Here is an 18310-nt window from a genome sequence, read left to right as displayed (position 1 = left end):
TTCGCACTTCCAACCTGATAAGCAAAGGTTTTAAGGCAATAGCAATCTCTTCTGATAACTACCTCCATTATTTATGTGGAATAGTACCTGCATCCTTCGGAATATTTCTGCCTATCATCGGGAATTGTTCCAGATCAACTACCTGACCACTGATAGGACCAGCTTCATCTGAAAGCCAATAAATAGTCGCGGCAGCTATTTCTTCTGGCCAAATAATCCTGCCAGCTGGCGCAAACATTTTCGGCAAATTCTTATACCATGAATCAGCAAGACCATGTTCTCTTTTCCGCTCAATCTCCTTTTCCGTCAGGACCCATCCAGGATTTATCTGATTGACACGCACGCCATGTTCCCGAAAAAGGGAATCTCCCAGATTCCGAGTCATCGTCATAAGTGCACCCTTGGAAATGCTGTAAGCCAATAAATTATGCTCCCCACTCCAGGCGTTTATCGAACCAATATTTAGTACAGCACCTTGACTTTCAATTAAATGAGGCAAGGCGGATTTGATCAGAAATAAAGGAGCATAGGTATTTACCTCCATTAGCTTGTCTAAAAATGCCCTGTCAGTAGTGTGAATATCTGATGCTGCCACAATTGCGGCATTATTCACAATACAATCGATTCTTCCCCAGGTGGTTACGGCTAGTTCGACTAGGTTTTGCCCAGCTCCAGGATTGGATAGATCTTCTATGTGAAGTAGGGCATTTTCAGCACCTAATTCGGATACTACTTGAGCTCCTAAATCTTCTTCCAAACCATGTATTATAACTTTTGCACCTTCGGCAACGACCTTCCTGGCGATGGCCTTACCTATCCCCATCGTACTTCCTGTGACGATGATGACTTTATCCTTCAATCTCATATTACACTGGTTTTAGTACACTTTTTACCACCTCTCCAGAATGCATTTTCTCAAAAGCCGTATGCCATTCTGTAATTGGCCATACACCCCCAATAATCGGCTTTACATTTAGCGCACCTGAAGCCAGAATCCCGATGACTTTTTCCCAAATGAGCCAATTATGACTAAAACTTCCCTGAAGACGTACATTTTTTTGTACCAAAGGATCTATAGAAAAATTACAAGGGGTAGGTCCCCAGCCTACTTTGGTGATTTGTCCATTTGGCCGGACTAAATCCATGGCGATCTTGAGCGTGGCACTGATTCCCGCCGCATCAATAATCAAGTCAGCACCCAATCCATCTACTTTTCTCGCCCAATCAGTGGCGTCATTAATGATGGGAGTGACTCCGTAACTTTTCGCTATTTCCAATCTACCACGGTCTTTTTCCAAACCTAAAATGGCTACATCCCCTCCACAGATTTTGGCAACTGCAGCGCAAAGTATCCCGATCGTTCCGGGACCAATCACTAGCACCCGATCGCCAGGCTTGATATGTGAATTGACAGCAACTGCATTGTAGGCTACCGAGCAGGGTTCGGTGAGGCAAGCTTCTTCAAACGACAGGTTTTCTGGTATCCGATGCAGACATCGTGCAGGAACTCTCACAAATCTGGTCATTGCGCCATTCACTCCGTACCCAAAACCCTTGCGAGTTGGGTCCAAATTGTACAGGCCTATTTTACTCATGGGATTTTGAGAATCTATCACTGCTGCCGTCTCACTTACTACGCTGTCCCCTACTTTCCAGCCGTTGACCCGGTCTCCAAGTGCAGCTATTTTCCCGCCAAATTCGTGACCCAAAACCACCGGGTAATTCACCGGCCAGGAGTGATTGGAAGTCCATTGATGTAAGTCGCTTCCGCAAACTCCCACATTTTCTACTTCCAATAAAACATCCTCCTCTCCTATTTTCGGGACGGAAATTTCCCTGATTTCTACGGAGCCCTTGGTTTCCGAATAATTAACGACAGCTGCTGATTTGCCTGAAATTGACATTATGAAATTAAGTTTAAGGTTTGATCACGTGTTGAGAATGGATGGCCGCACATATTTTCCTCAAAGAGGCTTCCAGGTCGCCACCGGCAGTTTTAAAGGCTTCGGCGTCAATCGTCAGCGGCGCACCTAGCACTACGAGTGGAGCACCGAACTGCGGACATTGGATTGCTTGCTCAAGCGAAAGTCCCCCTACCGCTTGTACGGGCACTTTTACAGCTTTCACCACTTCGCGTAATTGGTCTAAGGGACTTGGCATTCTATGGCCAGCTGCAGCGACCCCACGTCGCTCGTCATATCCAATATGATGAATGACAAAGTCGCAACCGAGGTCTTCTAAAAATTTTGCTCCCTCCACCATATCCGGACAACCCAGATTATCTCCCATGACTTTCACCCCATAATCTTTTCCTGCCTGAACCACGCATTTGATTGTCTCTGCATGTGCTCTTGCCATCACTACCACATGAGTAGCTCCTGCTTTTGCCATCATTTCTGCTTCCAGATAGCCTCCGTCCATGGTTTTTAGATCTGCTACAATTGGCACTCCGGGGAAAGCTTCCCGTAATTTCCTGACTCCATGAAGTCCTTCGGCTAGAATCAATGGCGTGCCAGCTTCGAGCCAATCTACTCCAGCTCGTCTTGCCAAAACGGCCGTTTCCAGCGCTTCATCAATGTCCGTCAGATCTAAAGAGATTTGTACTATAGGTTTCATTTTGGGTTGGGTTAAAAGTAGTCCGTTGAAAAAAAGAGTTCTAAGCTATCGGGATGCACTAAGATTTTTAAGTTAAGGAAAATTGGAAAAGATACTTTCCTGTATTGGTATAAAATGGGAGATTATATTCTGAAAATATGTTGAAAAAGAGCACTTAAGTTATTTTTAACTCAGAGTATAAATGATAGCATAGTTATCTCCTAGGGAGGCACTAAATTTTCGCATAAGAAGATCTCCTTCAAATTCGTGATAGAACCTACTAAAAAAATTTAACTAAAAATTTGTTTCTTTCTTTCTTTCTTTCTTTAAAACAGCTTTATTAGTCGATAGGTTTTTAAAGTTTTCATCAAATCAAATAATTTTAACTAAAACAACAATAGTTATGAAAAGAGTAAGTTACTAGATTGCAACACTTTTAGTGTTTGGTTTAACCTTAAATGTAATAGATGGGGTTAATGTGGATTTCGAAGGTCCAAGTCTTACATTAGAACTTCGAGAAGCAATTTCTCAAATTTCGCTATCTGAAGAGCCATGGCCAGATACTGGTGCGCTGAAATGCAGGTGTAGGAATGATGGAGAAGGAATTAAATATTGTGGACCTGGTAATTACATTAGTGTAAGGCCAAAGTGTGCAGAATTCCCAGGGGGGACTGGCGATTGTACTGCATGGAGTAATATCTGTAGTAATACTGATTAATTTTAATTTCAGGAGTTTTGAAAATTTTCAAAACTCCTATTTCAAATTCAATATTTAGAGTAACTATGAATTACAAAATTCATTATTTTATCTTTTTTTTAATTTTTGCGATATGCTTTGGATGCCAACACGAAAAAGAGGTAACCTATAAAGGAGAAGTGATTAAATATTATCCAAAAAAAGAATTGTCAATCGATGCTGTAAGAATAGATACATTAACGAACGAATCGTTTTTTTACTCAGGACTTGGATTATGGGTAATTTTTAATGATAGTTTGACGCTTTTAGATAAGAGGTTGGACTCAGCCTATGTTTTTTCTGATGAGTTAGTTCATCGATCAACGTATTTGGGAAAAGGAGATGGGCCAAACTTACTTAGCAATATTATCCTACAACAAACGGTCATGGATGATTACCTGGTACTATTAGGTGGGAGTTATGACTATAGCCTAATCAATAAAAATTGGGAAATCGAGAATAGAGGACAATTGGATTTTTATCATGAGGAAACACCTTACGAGGAACTATTGAAAAATCCTAAGGCGAATTATATTGGGCTCTATGAGACTTTAGATGGACCTTTAAAGCTAAGTCATGACTACAAAGGCAATCTGGTGTTTTCAGTGGGTATTCCTCATCCTGATTTTAATTATGTCTGGCATGAGACCTATTATCGAGAAGCACGAATTCTGGGTAAAATCAATCCTGACGATGGCAAAGTAGCTATCCAAGGCAGGTATTCAAATATCTACAACCAATTTCAATTTTTGTCCACTTTGCTTGGTGCACCCTTTACTTATCTGAATGCGGATACCTACATTCAGGGATATGAGGCAGATAGTATCTTATATAAGTTGAGTGATGCTGGAGAATCACACTATGCTTTTGGAGTTGCTGGAAAGGAAATGAATATATCTTATGACAATTTTAAAGCTGAAAGTATAGAAGAGTATGATGCGGTTAGGGAGTTGGATAGAGCGCGGTATAGCTATTATTTTTCACTTGATTATGTCAAAGAGACAGGTCTGCTGTTTAGAGGGTACACCAAATCTAATTCAGCCACAGATGGTCTTCAGATCTACCGAGATGACAGCTTGATAGGAGATGTAGAAGTTCCCAAAGACTTTCGTTTCGTAGGTTATAAAGCACCTTATTATTATGGTGAGTTTAGGTACAGAGCAGACAAGGAGGAGGATCCCATAAAACTTTTAAGGTTTGAATTACCAGAAAATTGATATCATGGCAAAAGCATTTAATGAATTAGTCAAAACTCAAGTTTTATTCTTACTGATACTTTTTGCGGTCACGCCGCTTTTTGCTCAAGACGGAGCAAGAGGTAGAGCAAAATTTTTTTTCAAGGAAGGAGAAAGTACCATTTCTCTACCATTTTTACCTATATATAATCAAGCGGGCGAGGTAGAGGCCTTGGCAGATAGTGTTGGTGTTGTTTCCCTTCCTATCGGTGAATCATTTCAGATAAGAAGTCTTTTCTATACTGATACTACTTTTCAAGTAGTAGAAAATCGATTGACAAAAATCATTTTGGAATATGAAGATGTGGCTTTACAGGTTTTTGAAATTAAATTTTTTAAGGATCCTAGAGACCATGTGAAGCAGCTGTCAAAGCAAATAAGCGCTGAGTATATTTCTTCTCCTCATTTAGGTGCCTTTTCAGGATATTTTCTGGTCAGTCAAAAAGAAAAAATTTTAGATTATTATGAAGCGGATGGGCTGTCGCTACTTTCTGGAAATAAGAAGTGGAAGCCATGGGATTTTGCAAATAATAATTCGACTGGAGAATCTTACAATCATTTGGTTCCCATGGAAATCAGAAGAAGTTTCCACTGGAATACAAATGGAGATACCATTGCAAGTCAACTTTTCAATCAGCCCACTAGAGATAAAGAATATGGGATGTTGCCATTTTATTCCAGAGAAATCTACAGAGCATTAGAGGTATCGGGCCCATTGGATGAAAAAAGTATAAAGTACTATGATTTTAAATATGGAGTTGAGGACAACAATGATGTGATTTATTTCAATGTCAAAGACCAATTCAAATCAGATGCTAAACTCCCTTTGTTTTTGATAGGAGAAGGGATTCTTTATCTAACTAGCAGTGGTGATATGGTCGATAAGTTGATATTTAATTTCTCCAGCTACAAAGCTATAAATTTAGAATTGAAAAGGAGACTAGTTTGGGAAATCAGTGGCGTGCTTTCAGTCTCTTATGAGAAGGAAAATAATATAATAATACCTTCGGAAATTGGGTTGGAAGCTAAGTTTTTTGGTGGAAGAAATATTGGTCTTCCAAGACCATTTGAACAGGGTAACGAAGCTTCCATTTCCGAGAAGATGTATCTAAAAAATTATAAGGCAGTAAGTGATGAAAATCTAGACAATTTAAGAAAAGCTATGTCAAAAATTGGATTGGAAAGTATGGTTCCTTATGATCCTAAATACTGGCAGGGAAGTAGTAGCGTCTCAGATAAAATTTATGCCAAGGTTAATTCAGACTTAGGTAAGAAAATACCGCTTGAGAAGCAATTCCTAGCTAATTCCGGCAAAAGATTACGACCGTGGCCTTCAGGTGCTTCTAACACTTCAAACAAAAAAAATGAATCAAGCAGTGAAGAGTTTCGAGATAAAGAAATCGAGATAATCGAAGACGTAGTTGGCCAACTACGAGCTATATGGATTGATTATAAATGAGGAAAAAATTAAGAAGGAAATTATTCTTCCATCTACTAAGATTTCAGCATCGTAGGGCTCAGCTGTGATTTCTAAACTTCTGACATTCAAAGCGACATATGGTAGCATCCCGTTAAGCTAGTAAGTGAAACAACTACTTCTACTTCATTAATAGGTGGTTTGCGATTATTTTTCGTTAAATAATTAAACGTGAAGTATTTAGGTGATTAAATCACCAAAAAATTTCCCAATTATCCCCAGGCCCTTCTGAGGAACTTCAACCAATTTCCATGCATGACTTTGGAAATATCTTTTTCGGTAAATCCTCTTTTTCGAAGTAAGTCTGGTATGGTATTCAAATCAGCTATGGTTTTGAGATCAGCAGGACACTGCTCGCTTCCGAAAGCCCCATCCAAATCAGAGCCTATCCCTATATGGTTGGCATTTCCCGCTATCTGGCAAATATGATCCATGTGATCAATCACAGTCTCCAAACTCACATTTCGTTCTTGAGGAGTGGATTTTCCACGTTGCCAATGAGGACTCAGCATCCAGGCATCCATCGCCGCACCGATCACTGCTCCTCGATCGACCAGTGCTTTGATCATTTCATCAGAAAATTGGCGATTGTGGTCCACTAAAGCCCGGCAATTGTTATGACTTGCCCAAACTAGCCCCTGGTAACTATCCAGCGCATCCCAAAATGCCAAATCACATAAGTGAGTCGCATCTAAGATTATTCCCAGCTCGTCCATTTTCCGGATTAGTGATTTACCCTCTTCACTCAGGGGTGCTGACGCATCCGTTCCAAAAGCATATCTGCCTGGACCATAATGAGCTGGACCAAGCGCGCGAAGTCCATTTTCGTAGGCTTTTTCCAAATAATCAAGCGTCACAATAGAATCCGCTCCTTCGAGTGAAAGGATAAAACCTACCGGCTTGGTCGAGTTATCTCCCCCATTTTCCCACAGTGCCAAATGCGCGTCTAACTCAGCTAGATTCCTGATCTGCGCCATTTCTCCCTTTTGCACCATCGCCTGGTACCAAGCCAGTTGACCTTGAGTCTGTGCCCAAGCTTGCTCTGGAGAGTGCCAACCAGGCAGGGAATTGCCCGGGGCGACGTAGCGGGCTATCTGCGTAGCAACGACCAAACCTATATTTCCTTCCCGAAGTGCGGGAAGAGAAACCACTGCATTTCCTCTGTCCGGCTTATCTGTCAGGCCTGATTCTCGGGAATTAATAGCTGAAACGGCCTGTGTGAGATCACGATTCCATTCCAGCGCATTCATACTTAGGTCAAGGTGGGCGTCGATTGTAAACATGTTTTAAAAACTTTGAAGTACGAAAACAGTGGGAATTTTATGCAGATCAAGAGGGAATTGCTTCCATTCTTGAGCCGTTTTGGTCAGGATCATTTCATCAGAACCTGTGATATTCTTTGCGATGCAAAGCTTGGTCTGTGGAGCAAGTGTTTTCAGCAAATCTTCCAGCAGTTGATTATTGCGAAAAGGAGTTTCCATAAAAATCTGAGCTCTATTTTCTCGAAGAGATTCTGATTCTAGCTTTTTGATTGCTGCGGCTTTCTCCTTTTTATCAATCGGTAAATAGCCGTGAAATGCAAAAGATTGACCTGAAAACCCTGAGCCCATCAACGCCATAAACATGGAACTAGGCCCGGAAAGTGGCACAACTTGGATACCTTTCACATGTGCATGGGCTACAGCTATAGCTCCCGGATCTGCTATTCCAGGACAGCCCGCCTCAGAGATGATCCCCATATCTGCTCCATTCAGTAAAGGTTGCATGAGGCGATTAATAGTCTCAGGAGCCGTGTCCTTGTCGAGGATTTCCATGTGGAGCTCTTCGATATTTACCCCTAATTTCAAGCTACTGATGTAGCGCCTAGCAGTACGAAGATTCTCTACCAAGAAAACTTTGGTGTGTGCCACCACCTCTTTGATCTGCGGACTAATTACCGATTGAGCCGTGTTTTCAGCTAGGACATTGGGGATGAGGAAAAGTTTTCCTTTGGGCATTTTTACTAATCAGGATGTAGGGTCAAAGTTAAAAGTTAATAGGTAAAATCTTTGACATTTTATTTGATACAAACAAACTGTAGGTATCCCGGGAATTAGAAAGCTGCTAATTGAAGTAATCAACCAAGCTCGAGGGCTTCTATGGCTATGGACAAAGCTAGTCTTCTAGATTGACTGTTGAGAGTTTTGAGCATACGCTCAAAATAGCTGATTCATGCCCGAACTTATAAATGGCCCTAGCGGAACACTGTGCCGAATACGGAATTCTTCCCAAGCCGTACTTTCATTGGCCAGAAAAGCGAGAACTGACTCCGGAGGGACATTTTTGAAGAGCTGCGCAAAAACATCCCTGCCTTCTGCTTTCTTGGTCAAGAGAACATCCAGCAAGGTCCTATCGTACCAGTCGAGCGTTTTTTCCCGAAAGGTTTTCTTAAGCGCAGGAGATTTCCCAGCTTTCAGACTTACTATTAACTGATCTAGATGTTTTTGCACAAAATAAAAAGTATAACCTGTGCTGGCTTTGGTGAAACCTCCCGCAGTACCAATATTGATGATCCTTTTTTCTCCCCCTATACTTCGATCAAATCGAGCCAACGACATAGGAATGATTCCAAACTCCTCGTGCGTAATCTCATATTCAGCGATACCCAAATCCTCCGCTATGTACCGCTTGAGTGCAGCTATATATTCCTCGCGCTCCAATACCTCAGGACTGAAAAGGGTGTATTCCACCAACGCTTCCTGGGAAGTGGTGGGAAGCATATACATGAAGGTAGTTCCATGCTTTTGATCCAACGTGAAGTCCATCAATGTGGCTTCACTTGGATTAAAAGTGGGTTGATTCACCTTGATTTTCCAGCCTAGAAAATGCTGTAGAAGTGAATTCTGGGTGGTGATTTTAGGATAAAAAAGATTGGTAGAATTGAATACATAAGTCGCCCGAAAGGTCTCTGAGGCTGTCTGCACCACTCCACTATTCGCCTCCGAGTAAATCTTCTGTATTTCGCCCGTGTAGAAACTAATGTTATTTTTCCCCTTCACTCCTTCAAGCACAAAGCGGTAAAACTCATCCCCCAAGATCATCTTATACTGGTAAGATTCCAGCTGGAAAGTTCTGGTGAATTCCGGTGTGAGAAAACTCAACGTACTCCAGCTATGATGAACGATTGGCTCGAAGATTCCTTCGCCTTTTTCCCAATAGCACCAAGTCCGATCATTTTTAGTCTTTTTCTCTCCATCAATCACCAAAATCTTCATCTCGGCAAACTGCTCATCTTGCGCCAGTCGATGTAGCAAACTCAAGCCGGCAAGGCCAGATCCTGCGATGATGTAGTCAAAAGAGGTGGACATGGGGTTATTTCAAAGTTGGTGAACCTATAGATAGATCAGAGTAGAAACTTCCTTATTTCTTCGATTACCGCGTCTGGCTGCTCGGCATGAAGCCAGTGGCCAGCATCCGCGATGAATTCCACTTTATTAGTAGGGAAAAATGTGTCAATATCATCCAGGTCAGACTGCTGAATGTAACTGGAGTTGGAGCCAGCCAAAAATAAAGTAGGGCCTTGAAACTGCTGACCCTCCGGCAAAGCCTTCCCAACCTCATTAATATTTGAAGTGATCACAGGAAGGTTGATTTTCCACATAAACCCATCTGCATCTCTACCGAGGCTTTTCAGCAAAAATTGACGAACTCCGATTTCAGGAATGTAGTTGGCCAATTCTGCATCGGCTTCTTTTCTAGATTGGATTTCTGACAAATCCAGCGAATTCAATCCTTCCAAAATAGTCTGGTGATGGACAGAATAATACCGAGGAGCAATATCCGCTACGATCAGTTTTTCGACTTTCTCAGGATACTTCAAGGCAAAATTCATTACCGTTTTCCCACCCATGGAATGCCCCATGAGAAACGCTTTCTTCAAGCCCTCATTATCCATGAACTCCTTTAGATCCTCCACCATCACCTCATAATTCCACTCCTCTGATTGTGGTGAATCACCGTGATTTCTCTGATCAATCAGGTAAAGCGTGAAGTTGTCTTTAAGTTCTTTGGAAATGCTGAACCAATTATCTGCCGATCCGAAAAGTCCGTGAAGTATAATTAATGGCTTTCCTGCGCCTAATTTTTTGAAATTTAACTGCATTTGGGATTTACGATTTTTGAACTAGGATTTACGAGGTCTTTTGAACCTCCAACCTCTATTTTTATACTCAAACTTTTTTACACAACTGTAGTTGAAATACCACATCTGGCATCGGGCAACAAACACCCAACAGTTTTTATTCAAGCTTCCTCCTATACAGCTGAATAGTATTTTCCAAACCATAGTAAAGCGCATCGCAAACTAAGGCATGGCCAATGGAAACCTCCTCTAGAAACGGAATGTTTTGTTTCAGAAAAGCCAAGTTTTGTAAATCCAGATCGTGCCCTGCATTCAGTCCCAATCCCAATTCCCTCGCTAATTCTGCCACCTCCACATAAGGTTTCACCGCAGCTTCTCGATCCTGGTGATAGTGCGCGGCATAGGGCTCAGTGTATAGCTCGACTCGATCCGTACCAGTAAGTTTTGCAGGCTCAAAGTACTTTGTCTCAGGGTTAATGAAAATAGAAACCCGAACCCCAGACTCGTGAAGCTCAGCCACAATATCTTTCAACAAATCTTGATGAGCTAGGGTATCCCATCCTGAATTTGAAGTAATCGCTGTTGGCGGATCGGGAACTAGTGTTGCCTGAGCCGGTTTTACCCGACGAATCAATTCCATAAAACGCTGATCGGGATAGCCTTCGATGTTGAATTCCGTCGTCACTACTTCTGCAAGGTCAATTACATCTTGATATCTAATATGCCTCTCATCAGGCCTTGGATGCACAGTAATTCCCTGTGATCCAAACCGTTCGGCATCCAATGCTACCTTCACCACATTAGGATTATCTGCCCCACGCGCATTGCGAAGGGTGGCGATCTTGTTAATATTTACACTTAGCTTAGTCATATCCGAGTCGAAAAAGGTATTTTTGTTTGAATTTTAGAATGTAACACAAACTTAGGACTAATGAGTTTAAAGCAGAAAATAGAAAGTGAAATTAAATCAGCCATGATCGCAAAAGACAAAACCCGCTTGGGAGCTTTGAGATCTATCAAGTCGCTGATTCTTTTGGAAGAAACTAAAAGTGGTGCCAAAGCTGAGATCACTGAAGAAGATGAGTTGAAGTTATTGACCAAGGCAGCGAAACAACGTAAAGATTCAGCGGATATCTATCAACAGCAAAATAGAGCTGACCTCTATGAAGTGGAAATGGCTGAATTGGAAGTACTTCAGGAGTTTTTGCCACAGGCGCTGACTGACGAAGAAATAACTGCTGCTATACAAGAAATCGTCACTCGAACTGGCGCTTCCAGCCCAAAAGATATGGGTAAGGTCATGGGTGTCGCCAGCAAGGAACTAGCTGGAAAAGCTGATGGAAAGGTGATTTCTGAGAAAGTGAAAGCCATACTGAACAGCTAAGTTGAGCGCCGTAGATATCATCATCGTGGTTCTCCTAGGCCTAGGAACCTACGAAGGATACCGAAAAGGTTTCCTTCTTGGGGTCCTTGGCCTTTTTGGCTTTGTGATCGCCGTGATTCTAGGCTTATATTTTATGTCACCCATGAATGACTGGCTTGCAGCAAATGTCACAGAATTCAATCTGGGATTTCCCATTCTAGGATTTATCGTTGTATTTATATTGACTCTATTATTCATTAAAATAGCTGGCTGGATCTTAAAACAGGTGATGGATATGGTTTTGCTGGGACCGTTAGATTCCATAGTTGGCGGCCTTTTTGGCGCAGTGAAAGCTGCATTTTTTATCAGCTTGTTCTTTTGGCAGGCTGGTCTTTTCAAATTGGAGATGCCAAAGAAATGGACGAAAGATTCAGAGATGTTGTATTTTATTGAGCCCATTGCGCCAGCAATTGTCGCTGGAATTGAGCCATTTTTCCCAAGTATAGAAGAGAGTTTGGAGAAGTTGGAAGAGGTAGTGGAGAATATCAAAGATGCTACTACTGATTGATAATTTTGATTCATTCAGCCACATGTTGGCGGATCTGCTGAGGCAGACTGGCGAAGAATTACTTGTAGTTCGCAATGATGTCACGCTGAAAGAAATTAAAAAGCTGAAGTTTAATGGCTTAGTTTTATCTCCGGGGCCTGGCATTCCTAGTCAGGCAGGCAATCTCAATATAATCTTAGCTCATTACCACGATAAGGTACCTATACTTGGAGTGTGTCTTGGTCATCAGGCTATCGGGGAGTTCTTTGGCGCCAAACTGATAAAGAATACTGTCCCCACCCATGGTAAAGTGAGGAAGGTAAGAAAGACTATCACTCATGTCTATACCAATGAAATTCCCGAAACTTTCAATGTAACTCGTTATCATTCCCTTCAGCTGAAAGACTTACCAGCCGACCTTGAAGTACTATTGGAGACTGAATCAGGAGAGATTATGGGGATTGCACATCGAGAACTGCCTATTCTAGGAATACAGTATCATCCAGAAGCTTACCTGACTGAGTATGGATTGGACGTGGTGAAAAATTGGGTTCAGTCAATTGGTAAGGAAAGTTAGTTCCCAAGTTTTTGCTGTTAAAACTTACTTGAAATTTCCAAAATGCCAGAGAACTCCGGCTGGATCGTGCAGGAAAAACTCATTGCCCCAGTCGTTGTGTTGAATTGTGCTGAGTTTTGTACCGGGAAATTTATCCGGCAAACCCAAGACTTTGATCGCCTCCCAATACGACTCTAGGTCGTCCTCGATTTCCAGAAATATCATGGAGTTTTCACACCATGATTTCAAGTAGGCATCCTGAAGATAAAAAACGATGTTTTCCTTTACTGTCACGACTGACATTTTCTCTCCTACCGAATGCACATCAAAGCCCAAAACTTCATAGAATCGTATGCTTTCTGCGTAGTTTTTGGATCCAATAAAAGTGCGAATAGATTTGGCTGGATGGATCATACGCCGAATTGTGTGAGATGGTGATCGAGGTGTTTATAGAACAGATTATTCCATTCTTCAGTCGTCATGACCCCAAACGACAAGGACTCTTTCCCATCAAAATAAGAAGCGCCATACTCCTGTGTCTTTTTGAGATAAGATATCAGTCGGTTCTTCTCCTTCTCAAAATCCCTTTGATCCGCAATGATAAAAGCAGGTGCGGTCCGGGAGTTTTTGGGATAAGGCTTTTCATTGACTACTCCCTTTTTCACAAAAGTTTTCAAGAGAAATCGTACCAAACCATTCGGCTTAGGGTGTTTGTCTGTGTAGGCCATTTCGTAAGCGACAGCGCAATGCGCTAGCATTTGATCTACTGACATTTTTCCCCATTTAGGTGTGGTCTCTGGTGCCAGAGAGTTAATTCGATCGATCAATTCTTGAGTGACTTTTGGGTCAAAAATATTTTTCATGTCTTGGTAGCAAAAGATTGAATTTTAACTAAGCTGATTATCCGCAATCTTACCAGTACATAAAATTCCTTTGCTCAACCAGATAGAAGACCGAAGTGACCTCAATTCTTATGTTGACCAAATCCTATCATGCTTTTAACTCTTTACTGGTAACATAGCGGATTTACATGTTAAATATAAAGAAATGGACTCTAAAACGAGTTTTCACTCGATTACTAATTTGAGATCGAAAACAAATCCCCTAGTAGGAATATAAAGCTGCATTGAGTTGGAAAAACAATTTGGTTTATATCATAAACCTATTTACATTTATCCAACATTCTATTTTAAACTTAAAATCATGGAAAAAGAATTGACAAGTAAAGAATCTTTAGCCATCATCACAGATATGATAGCAAAGGCGAAAAAAGAAGCTGCCGGAGATGGAAGTTTTCATTTACTCCTGTGGGGCTGGGTGATTGCAGTCTGCAATCTTGGATATTACTTTCTGGAAAAGGCCAACGTTGAACATCCCTATTACATATGGGTTTTGATCCTACCTGCAACCTTCTTCAGTTTTTACTGGAGTTATAAAAAAAGAAGTAATTCAAAAATCAGAACTCATCTTGATCAAACACTGAATCAACTATGGATAGCTGTATTTGTAGCCATTATAGTCATCTTAGCATTCATGCCTACGTTGAGCTTTAATCATAACCCTGTGATTTTGATTTTGGCGGCTATCGGGATGTTCGTCACTGGGAGTTTGATTCGGGTTGTTATAGTGAAAATGGGCGCATTAGTATTAGGCATTGCGACCATTATAGCTTTTACGGTACCTGTGACAGACCAATATCTAGTGGCTGGAATTGCCATGGTTTTGGGATACCTTGTGCCTGGTTACTATTTGAAAAATACTTATCGTGAGCGAATTTAAGCAGTTAGACCCCCTATTACATTCACAGTTGCGCCTGGCTGTCATGTCCTTGCTTATCAGTTTGGAGTCAGCTGAATTCACATTCCTGAAAGATAAAACAGAATCGACCGCAGGAAATCTTAGCGTGCAGTTAGACAAGCTTGATAAGGCTGGCTACATTAAAATCACCAAATCTTTCAAGGGAAAACGTCCGCTTACTACTTGTGAAATAACCCCAACCGGGGTGAAGGCATTCGAGCAATATGTAGAAAATCTTAAAAACTACATCACTTAAAAAAATTTGAATCTTAGGTTTATAAAGTAAACCTATTTATATAAATCATGAAAAAGACAGCATTTTTACTACTCATTTTATTTGATGCAGCATTCTGTGTGCAAGCCCAAAATTATAAAACAGACACCATCGCCCAGGAAAAGGCACTAAAACTGAATTTTCTAGTAGGCGAATGGAAAGGTTCAGGATGGATAATCGGTCAAGACATGATCAAACGCACATTCGATCAAACAGAAACAGTACAGTTTAAACTGGATTCTACTGCTCTTTTGATAGAAGGCAAAGGTCAATCCAATGAAAAAATAGTGCAGGAAGCACTGGCAATCATCACCTATAAAGGAGAAAGTAATCAGTATGATTTTCAATCATTTCTTCCTTCTGGCCAAAAAGGACTATACAAATCAGAATTAACAGAAGGGGCTCTTTATTGGTATCCCACCAATTTCATTCGCTATACCATCCGCGTCAATGAGCAAGGTCAATGGTATGAAATCGGGGAAATCAATAAAATTGGAAATTGGTATCCATTCTTTGAGATGACTCTAGATAAAGTACCCTAAAAAAAGGCTCAAATTCCTCTGAATTTGAGCCTTCCCTAGTTAATCCAAAAGCACTTTCTCTCGCTTCGGGTATTTCACTTCGTATTGGAATATAAGCTCTTTCTGAGCGCCTGGTGGTAGGGTAATCGTCCAAGTTACTTTTCCTGTCTGAGCATCCAGATTTCCACCGGAAAGAGTTAGAGCCTCCACTGTAATATCAGAATTCACAGATACTGGAATCTGATCTTCTACATCGATCGTCACTGCCTGAGATTTGTTGTTTTTCACAGTAATCTTATACTCGCGGTTTTCGGTGATATTTGACCCTATGGTGCGCTTTTTGGAAAATTCATCATTTTTCTCCCGCTGAATCACAATGCTTCTATCTCGTCCCATGGAGATTTGCAAGGTATCCTGCAGTGAAGAGCCATCCAAAATAGATCTTCCGACAAAGCCGTCCTCGAAGTACAAATTACTTTCTCCTTGGAGTAAACTGTATTTGCTCCAGTCGGCGATTTCAGCAATCAAGAATGCATCATTGTCCAATTTTGGCACCACAGCATATCGATAGGAGGCGTCTAGTTGATAGTCTTTCAGATCTACCAGAGTTCGCTCACCATTTGACTTGATCGAATACGGCTCCGCCACTTCGATTTCTACGGTGGTTTGGTTTTCTACTACGGTAGTTTGAAGCATAGGAGCAGGAGCTGCTAGGTATAAATTAGACTCTTCTCGACGAATCTCAGCTCCAGAGGCTCGCTTTTGCTTTGCCCCATATCCAACTACCACTACTTCATCCAACGCTGCGCCATCTTCAAGAAGAGAAATATTTACTTTGGAAGAATTCACCAGAGCATCCCTGGATACGTAACCTATAAAGTGAGCACTTATTTGGTTGGCACCTGACGGCAGCGTCAAAGAATAATTACCTTCCATATCGGTCACCGTTCCTATGGAAGTACCTGTCACCACTACAGATGCTCCGGGAAGCGGGTTCCCATCAGCAGCACTGGTAATACGCCCAGATACGGTACCAAAAGTTTGAGTTCTTGGATTAAATGTCGTTAGTCTGGCAAAATTCAATTCCCATTTTTCAAGGTCTGGAATCTGTCCGCCTTGAGTAGGGTTGCCGTTGGAAAATCTCAGTTTGACATCCTTCCAATCTACCCCCGTGTTTTGAAAGACTTCAGCTTTATAAGTGAGTGCGAGGGGAGAGCTGACATTTTTCACCCGCACATCGTACTTAGGATACCAGCCGGCATTTGCTACTAAGTAATTAATTTCGAAGGAAGCTGAGCCCGCACGCTCTGCCTTCACACGTATTCTAATCTCAGAGGTAGATTCATTTGTTGAGGCTTGCATGGCGACTACCTGACTGGCGAGCTTGATTTCTTCATTTTTCTCCTGCTGGATGTTCGCTTGAATTTTTAATTCTTCTGCCTTGATTTTCATCAATTCACTATCATAAAAATCCATGGCTTGCTTCAGTGCTGTCAGGCTGGATCCGCTTTGAGTTCCTCCCAAGTCTTTGTTTGCATTCAGCAAGCTCGTTTTCTCCTTCAATACATCCAGCCTGGCGAGTTGAATGTTTCGGTTTCTTTGAATGACATCTATAGAGTCCTGAAGCGCTTGCAGTTTTTCGCCATTCTTTTGCTCAGAAAGATAGTCCAAACGCTTATTCACAGCCTGAATAATGAAATCACCTGTTCCTTTCACCTGAATGCTTTTTTCATCCAAATAAGGAGAAAGCCCTTTGATCAAAATAAAGGATTCACCAGCAGAAACCTGCCCACTGGACGACTCAAAAACCTGAGCTCCTGTGAGAAATACCGTCACTTCCTTGATCTGGGATTTGAAGGTAGTTTCTTTGATTTCTTGAGAAAATGCGAAGAAAGCCACTAGATGCAGGGTAAACAAAAGTGTAAGTTTTTTCATAGGGAGTGGGTTGAACTATTAAAGAAGTAAAAATTTAACGGTTTGAGAAATCGCTGGTTATTAAAAAATCTAAATTATGATTATTCGCAATCTTGTCAGTGCCAAAAATCCCCCTGCTGAACCGGACGGCATAAAGTAGTAGCTGGAATGCAGGAGTGACCGAAGCTGTTTCAATTTTTGTGTGAACCAATTCCTAAAATGTTTTGGCTCTTTACATCTTCTAAAGCGGTTAAACCCATTTTTAAGAATCTTCTTGTTTTGAAAGAATACAAAATAAGTCAGAGTACAAACCAGATGATTAACTTTGCCAGCTTAATTAACCAATGATATCATCCTTTTCTCAATGACGATCACACAAAGCATCATTATTGCCATCATCGAAGGTCTGACTGAATTTTTACCTGTTTCATCCACAGGACACATGATTTTGGCCTCAGCGGCTATGAATATTCACGATGACGAATTTGTAAAAACCTTCGAAATCTTTATCCAGCTAGGTGCAATACTCGCGATTGCCCTGATGTACATCAATCGATTTTTGAAAGGTATGGACATCTATTTCAAGTTATTTGCAGCATTTGTACCTACTGCCATTATAGGCTTGCTGGCGTATGACTACATCAAGGCCTATTTATTCAATCCTATCGTGGTCTCAGTTTCCCTGATTGTAGGAGGAATAATCTTGATTTTTATTGACAAAAAAGTAGTCAACTCCGAGACTCATGTGGACGAAGTGGAGGATATCTCCTACAAAAACGCATTTTTCATCGGGCTATTTCAGTGTCTTTCTATGGTGCCGGGAACTTCCAGAGCAGCTGCCACGATCATTGGTGGTGTTTTCAATGGTTTGGATAAAAAGCAGGCGACCGAATTTTCATTCCTATTGGCAGTCCCTACCATGATGGCAGCATCTGGTTATGATTTGCTAAAAACGGATTTAGTCTTCACTACTAATCAGTTGATGCTTTTAGGAATAGGTTCAATGGTAGCGTTTGTTACAGCATGGTTTGCCGTGAAAGTATTCCTTCAGTTTGTCTCCAAAAATGGATTTACAGCATTTGGCTACTATAGAATTGTAATCGGAATTCTGTTTTTAATCTTTATGTGGGGAACTGATTTGGGGTAATTCGAGAATACACCATAAAAACTAAAAA

20 protein-coding genes are annotated in these 18310 nt (G+C 41.2%); 9 read left to right on the top strand and 11 right to left on the bottom strand.

The features are described 5' to 3' along the window. Window positions 1-67: 67 nt before the first annotated feature. The 3 genes from ABJH64_RS09405 to ABJH64_RS09395 are packed head-to-tail and all read right to left on the bottom strand — an operon-like array spanning window position 68 to window position 2616. The gene (locus tag ABJH64_RS09405) at window positions 68-865 is read right to left on the bottom strand and encodes an SDR family oxidoreductase (RefSeq protein ID WP_348274585.1); all 798 of its coding nucleotides are present in this window, start codon (window positions 863-865) and stop codon (window positions 68-70) included. A gap of 1 nt (window position 866) precedes the next feature. Further along, window positions 867-1904, bottom strand: coding sequence for a zinc-binding dehydrogenase (locus tag ABJH64_RS09400; RefSeq protein WP_348274584.1), 1038 nt, complete (start codon window positions 1902-1904; stop codon window positions 867-869). Window positions 1905-1917: 13 nt separating this feature from the next. Beyond that, window positions 1918-2616, bottom strand: coding sequence for an orotidine 5'-phosphate decarboxylase / HUMPS family protein (locus tag ABJH64_RS09395; RefSeq protein WP_348274583.1), 699 nt, complete (start codon window positions 2614-2616; stop codon window positions 1918-1920). Window positions 2617-3471: 855 nt separating this feature from the next. On the opposite strand from ABJH64_RS09395, the gene ABJH64_RS09390 reads away from it, so the two are divergent. Together ABJH64_RS09390 and ABJH64_RS09385 are read left to right on the top strand one after the other, a co-directional pair. Beyond that, window positions 3472-4548 carry a hypothetical protein gene (locus ABJH64_RS09390; RefSeq protein WP_348274582.1) on the top strand — a complete coding sequence of 359 codons (1077 nt, stop codon included), beginning with the start codon at window positions 3472-3474 and terminating at the stop codon, window positions 4546-4548. Between the two features lie 4 nt (window positions 4549-4552). Then, window positions 4553-6025, top strand: a complete 1473-nt coding sequence (locus tag ABJH64_RS09385) for a hypothetical protein (RefSeq protein ID WP_348274581.1) — start codon at window positions 4553-4555, stop codon at window positions 6023-6025. 230 nt (window positions 6026-6255) lie between these two features. Here the strand turns inward: ABJH64_RS09385 and ABJH64_RS09380 are convergent, their stop codons facing one another. From ABJH64_RS09380 to ABJH64_RS09360, 5 genes are all read right to left on the bottom strand, one after another. Then, window positions 6256-7326 (bottom strand): membrane dipeptidase, encoded by a 1071-nt coding sequence (locus ABJH64_RS09380; RefSeq protein ID WP_348274580.1) that lies wholly within the window; start codon window positions 7324-7326, stop codon window positions 6256-6258. A 3-nt stretch (window positions 7327-7329) separates the two neighbouring features. Beyond that, on the bottom strand, window positions 7330-8040 hold the full coding sequence (locus ABJH64_RS09375) for an SAM-dependent methyltransferase (protein WP_348274579.1): 711 nt from the start codon (window positions 8038-8040) through the stop codon (window positions 7330-7332). A 198-nt stretch (window positions 8041-8238) separates the two neighbouring features. Further along, a complete protein-coding gene (locus ABJH64_RS09370; protein WP_348274578.1) occupies window positions 8239-9390 on the bottom strand; it encodes a lycopene cyclase family protein in 1152 nt (383 codons plus the stop codon). Between the two features lie 35 nt (window positions 9391-9425). Beyond that, window positions 9426-10184 (bottom strand): alpha/beta fold hydrolase, encoded by a 759-nt coding sequence (locus tag ABJH64_RS09365; RefSeq protein WP_348274577.1) that lies wholly within the window; start codon window positions 10182-10184, stop codon window positions 9426-9428. A gap of 136 nt (window positions 10185-10320) precedes the next feature. Further along, a complete protein-coding gene (locus tag ABJH64_RS09360) occupies window positions 10321-11034 on the bottom strand; it encodes a pyridoxine 5'-phosphate synthase (protein WP_348274576.1) in 714 nt (237 codons plus the stop codon). A 60-nt stretch (window positions 11035-11094) separates the two neighbouring features. Here ABJH64_RS09360 and ABJH64_RS09355 point away from each other — a divergent pair, with 60 nt between their 5' ends. The 3 genes from ABJH64_RS09355 to ABJH64_RS09345 are packed head-to-tail and all read left to right on the top strand — an operon-like array spanning window position 11095 to window position 12650. Continuing rightward, a complete protein-coding gene (locus ABJH64_RS09355) occupies window positions 11095-11547 on the top strand; it encodes a GatB/YqeY domain-containing protein (RefSeq protein ID WP_348274575.1) in 453 nt (150 codons plus the stop codon). 1 nt (window position 11548) lies between these two features. Further along, window positions 11549-12094, top strand: a complete 546-nt coding sequence (locus ABJH64_RS09350) for a CvpA family protein (RefSeq protein ID WP_348274574.1) — start codon at window positions 11549-11551, stop codon at window positions 12092-12094. After that, window positions 12078-12650: an aminodeoxychorismate/anthranilate synthase component II gene (locus ABJH64_RS09345; protein WP_348274573.1), complete on the top strand. Its 573-nt coding sequence runs from the start codon at window positions 12078-12080 to the stop codon at window positions 12648-12650. Before ABJH64_RS09350 ends, ABJH64_RS09345 begins: the two co-directional genes overlap by 17 nt. A 24-nt stretch (window positions 12651-12674) precedes the next feature. On the opposite strand, the gene ABJH64_RS09340 is transcribed toward ABJH64_RS09345, so the two are convergent. Then, entirely contained in the window at window positions 12675-13043 is a 369-nt protein-coding gene (locus tag ABJH64_RS09340) for a glyoxalase (RefSeq protein WP_348274572.1), read from the bottom strand. Beyond that, a complete protein-coding gene (locus ABJH64_RS09335; RefSeq protein WP_348274571.1) occupies window positions 13040-13492 on the bottom strand; it encodes a DUF1569 domain-containing protein in 453 nt (150 codons plus the stop codon). The genes ABJH64_RS09340 and ABJH64_RS09335 overlap by 4 nt, the downstream gene beginning before the upstream one ends. Before the next feature lie 340 nt (window positions 13493-13832). On the opposite strand from ABJH64_RS09335, the gene ABJH64_RS09330 reads away from it, so the two are divergent. Genes ABJH64_RS09330 through ABJH64_RS09320 form a run of 3 tightly spaced genes read left to right on the top strand, consistent with a single transcriptional unit; the run spans window position 13833 to window position 15242 of the window. Next, window positions 13833-14408, top strand: a complete 576-nt coding sequence (locus ABJH64_RS09330; protein WP_348274570.1) for a hypothetical protein — start codon at window positions 13833-13835, stop codon at window positions 14406-14408. Then, window positions 14395-14682: a transcriptional regulator gene (locus ABJH64_RS09325; protein WP_348274569.1), complete on the top strand. Its 288-nt coding sequence runs from the start codon at window positions 14395-14397 to the stop codon at window positions 14680-14682. The genes ABJH64_RS09330 and ABJH64_RS09325 overlap by 14 nt, the downstream gene beginning before the upstream one ends. A 47-nt stretch (window positions 14683-14729) precedes the next feature. Further along, a complete protein-coding gene (locus tag ABJH64_RS09320; protein ID WP_348274568.1) occupies window positions 14730-15242 on the top strand; it encodes a hypothetical protein in 513 nt (170 codons plus the stop codon). Window positions 15243-15281: 39 nt separating this feature from the next. Here ABJH64_RS09320 and ABJH64_RS09315 read toward each other — a convergent pair whose 3' ends face one another. Then, a complete protein-coding gene (locus ABJH64_RS09315) occupies window positions 15282-17156 on the bottom strand; it encodes a mucoidy inhibitor MuiA family protein (RefSeq protein ID WP_348274567.1) in 1875 nt (624 codons plus the stop codon). 343 nt (window positions 17157-17499) lie between these two features. On the opposite strand from ABJH64_RS09315, the gene ABJH64_RS09310 reads away from it, so the two are divergent. Further along, window positions 17500-18282 carry an undecaprenyl-diphosphate phosphatase gene (locus ABJH64_RS09310; protein ID WP_348274566.1) on the top strand — a complete coding sequence of 261 codons (783 nt, stop codon included), beginning with the start codon at window positions 17500-17502 and terminating at the stop codon, window positions 18280-18282. Window positions 18283-18310: the final 28 nt, after the last annotated feature.

Origin of the sequence: Algoriphagus sp., from assembly GCF_039969895.1 — a bacterium.
Classification (GTDB): Bacteria; Bacteroidota; Bacteroidia; order Cytophagales; family Cyclobacteriaceae; genus Algoriphagus.
Note: the sequence above shows the minus strand (reverse complement) of the source record. Positions and strands in the feature narration are given on the sequence as shown.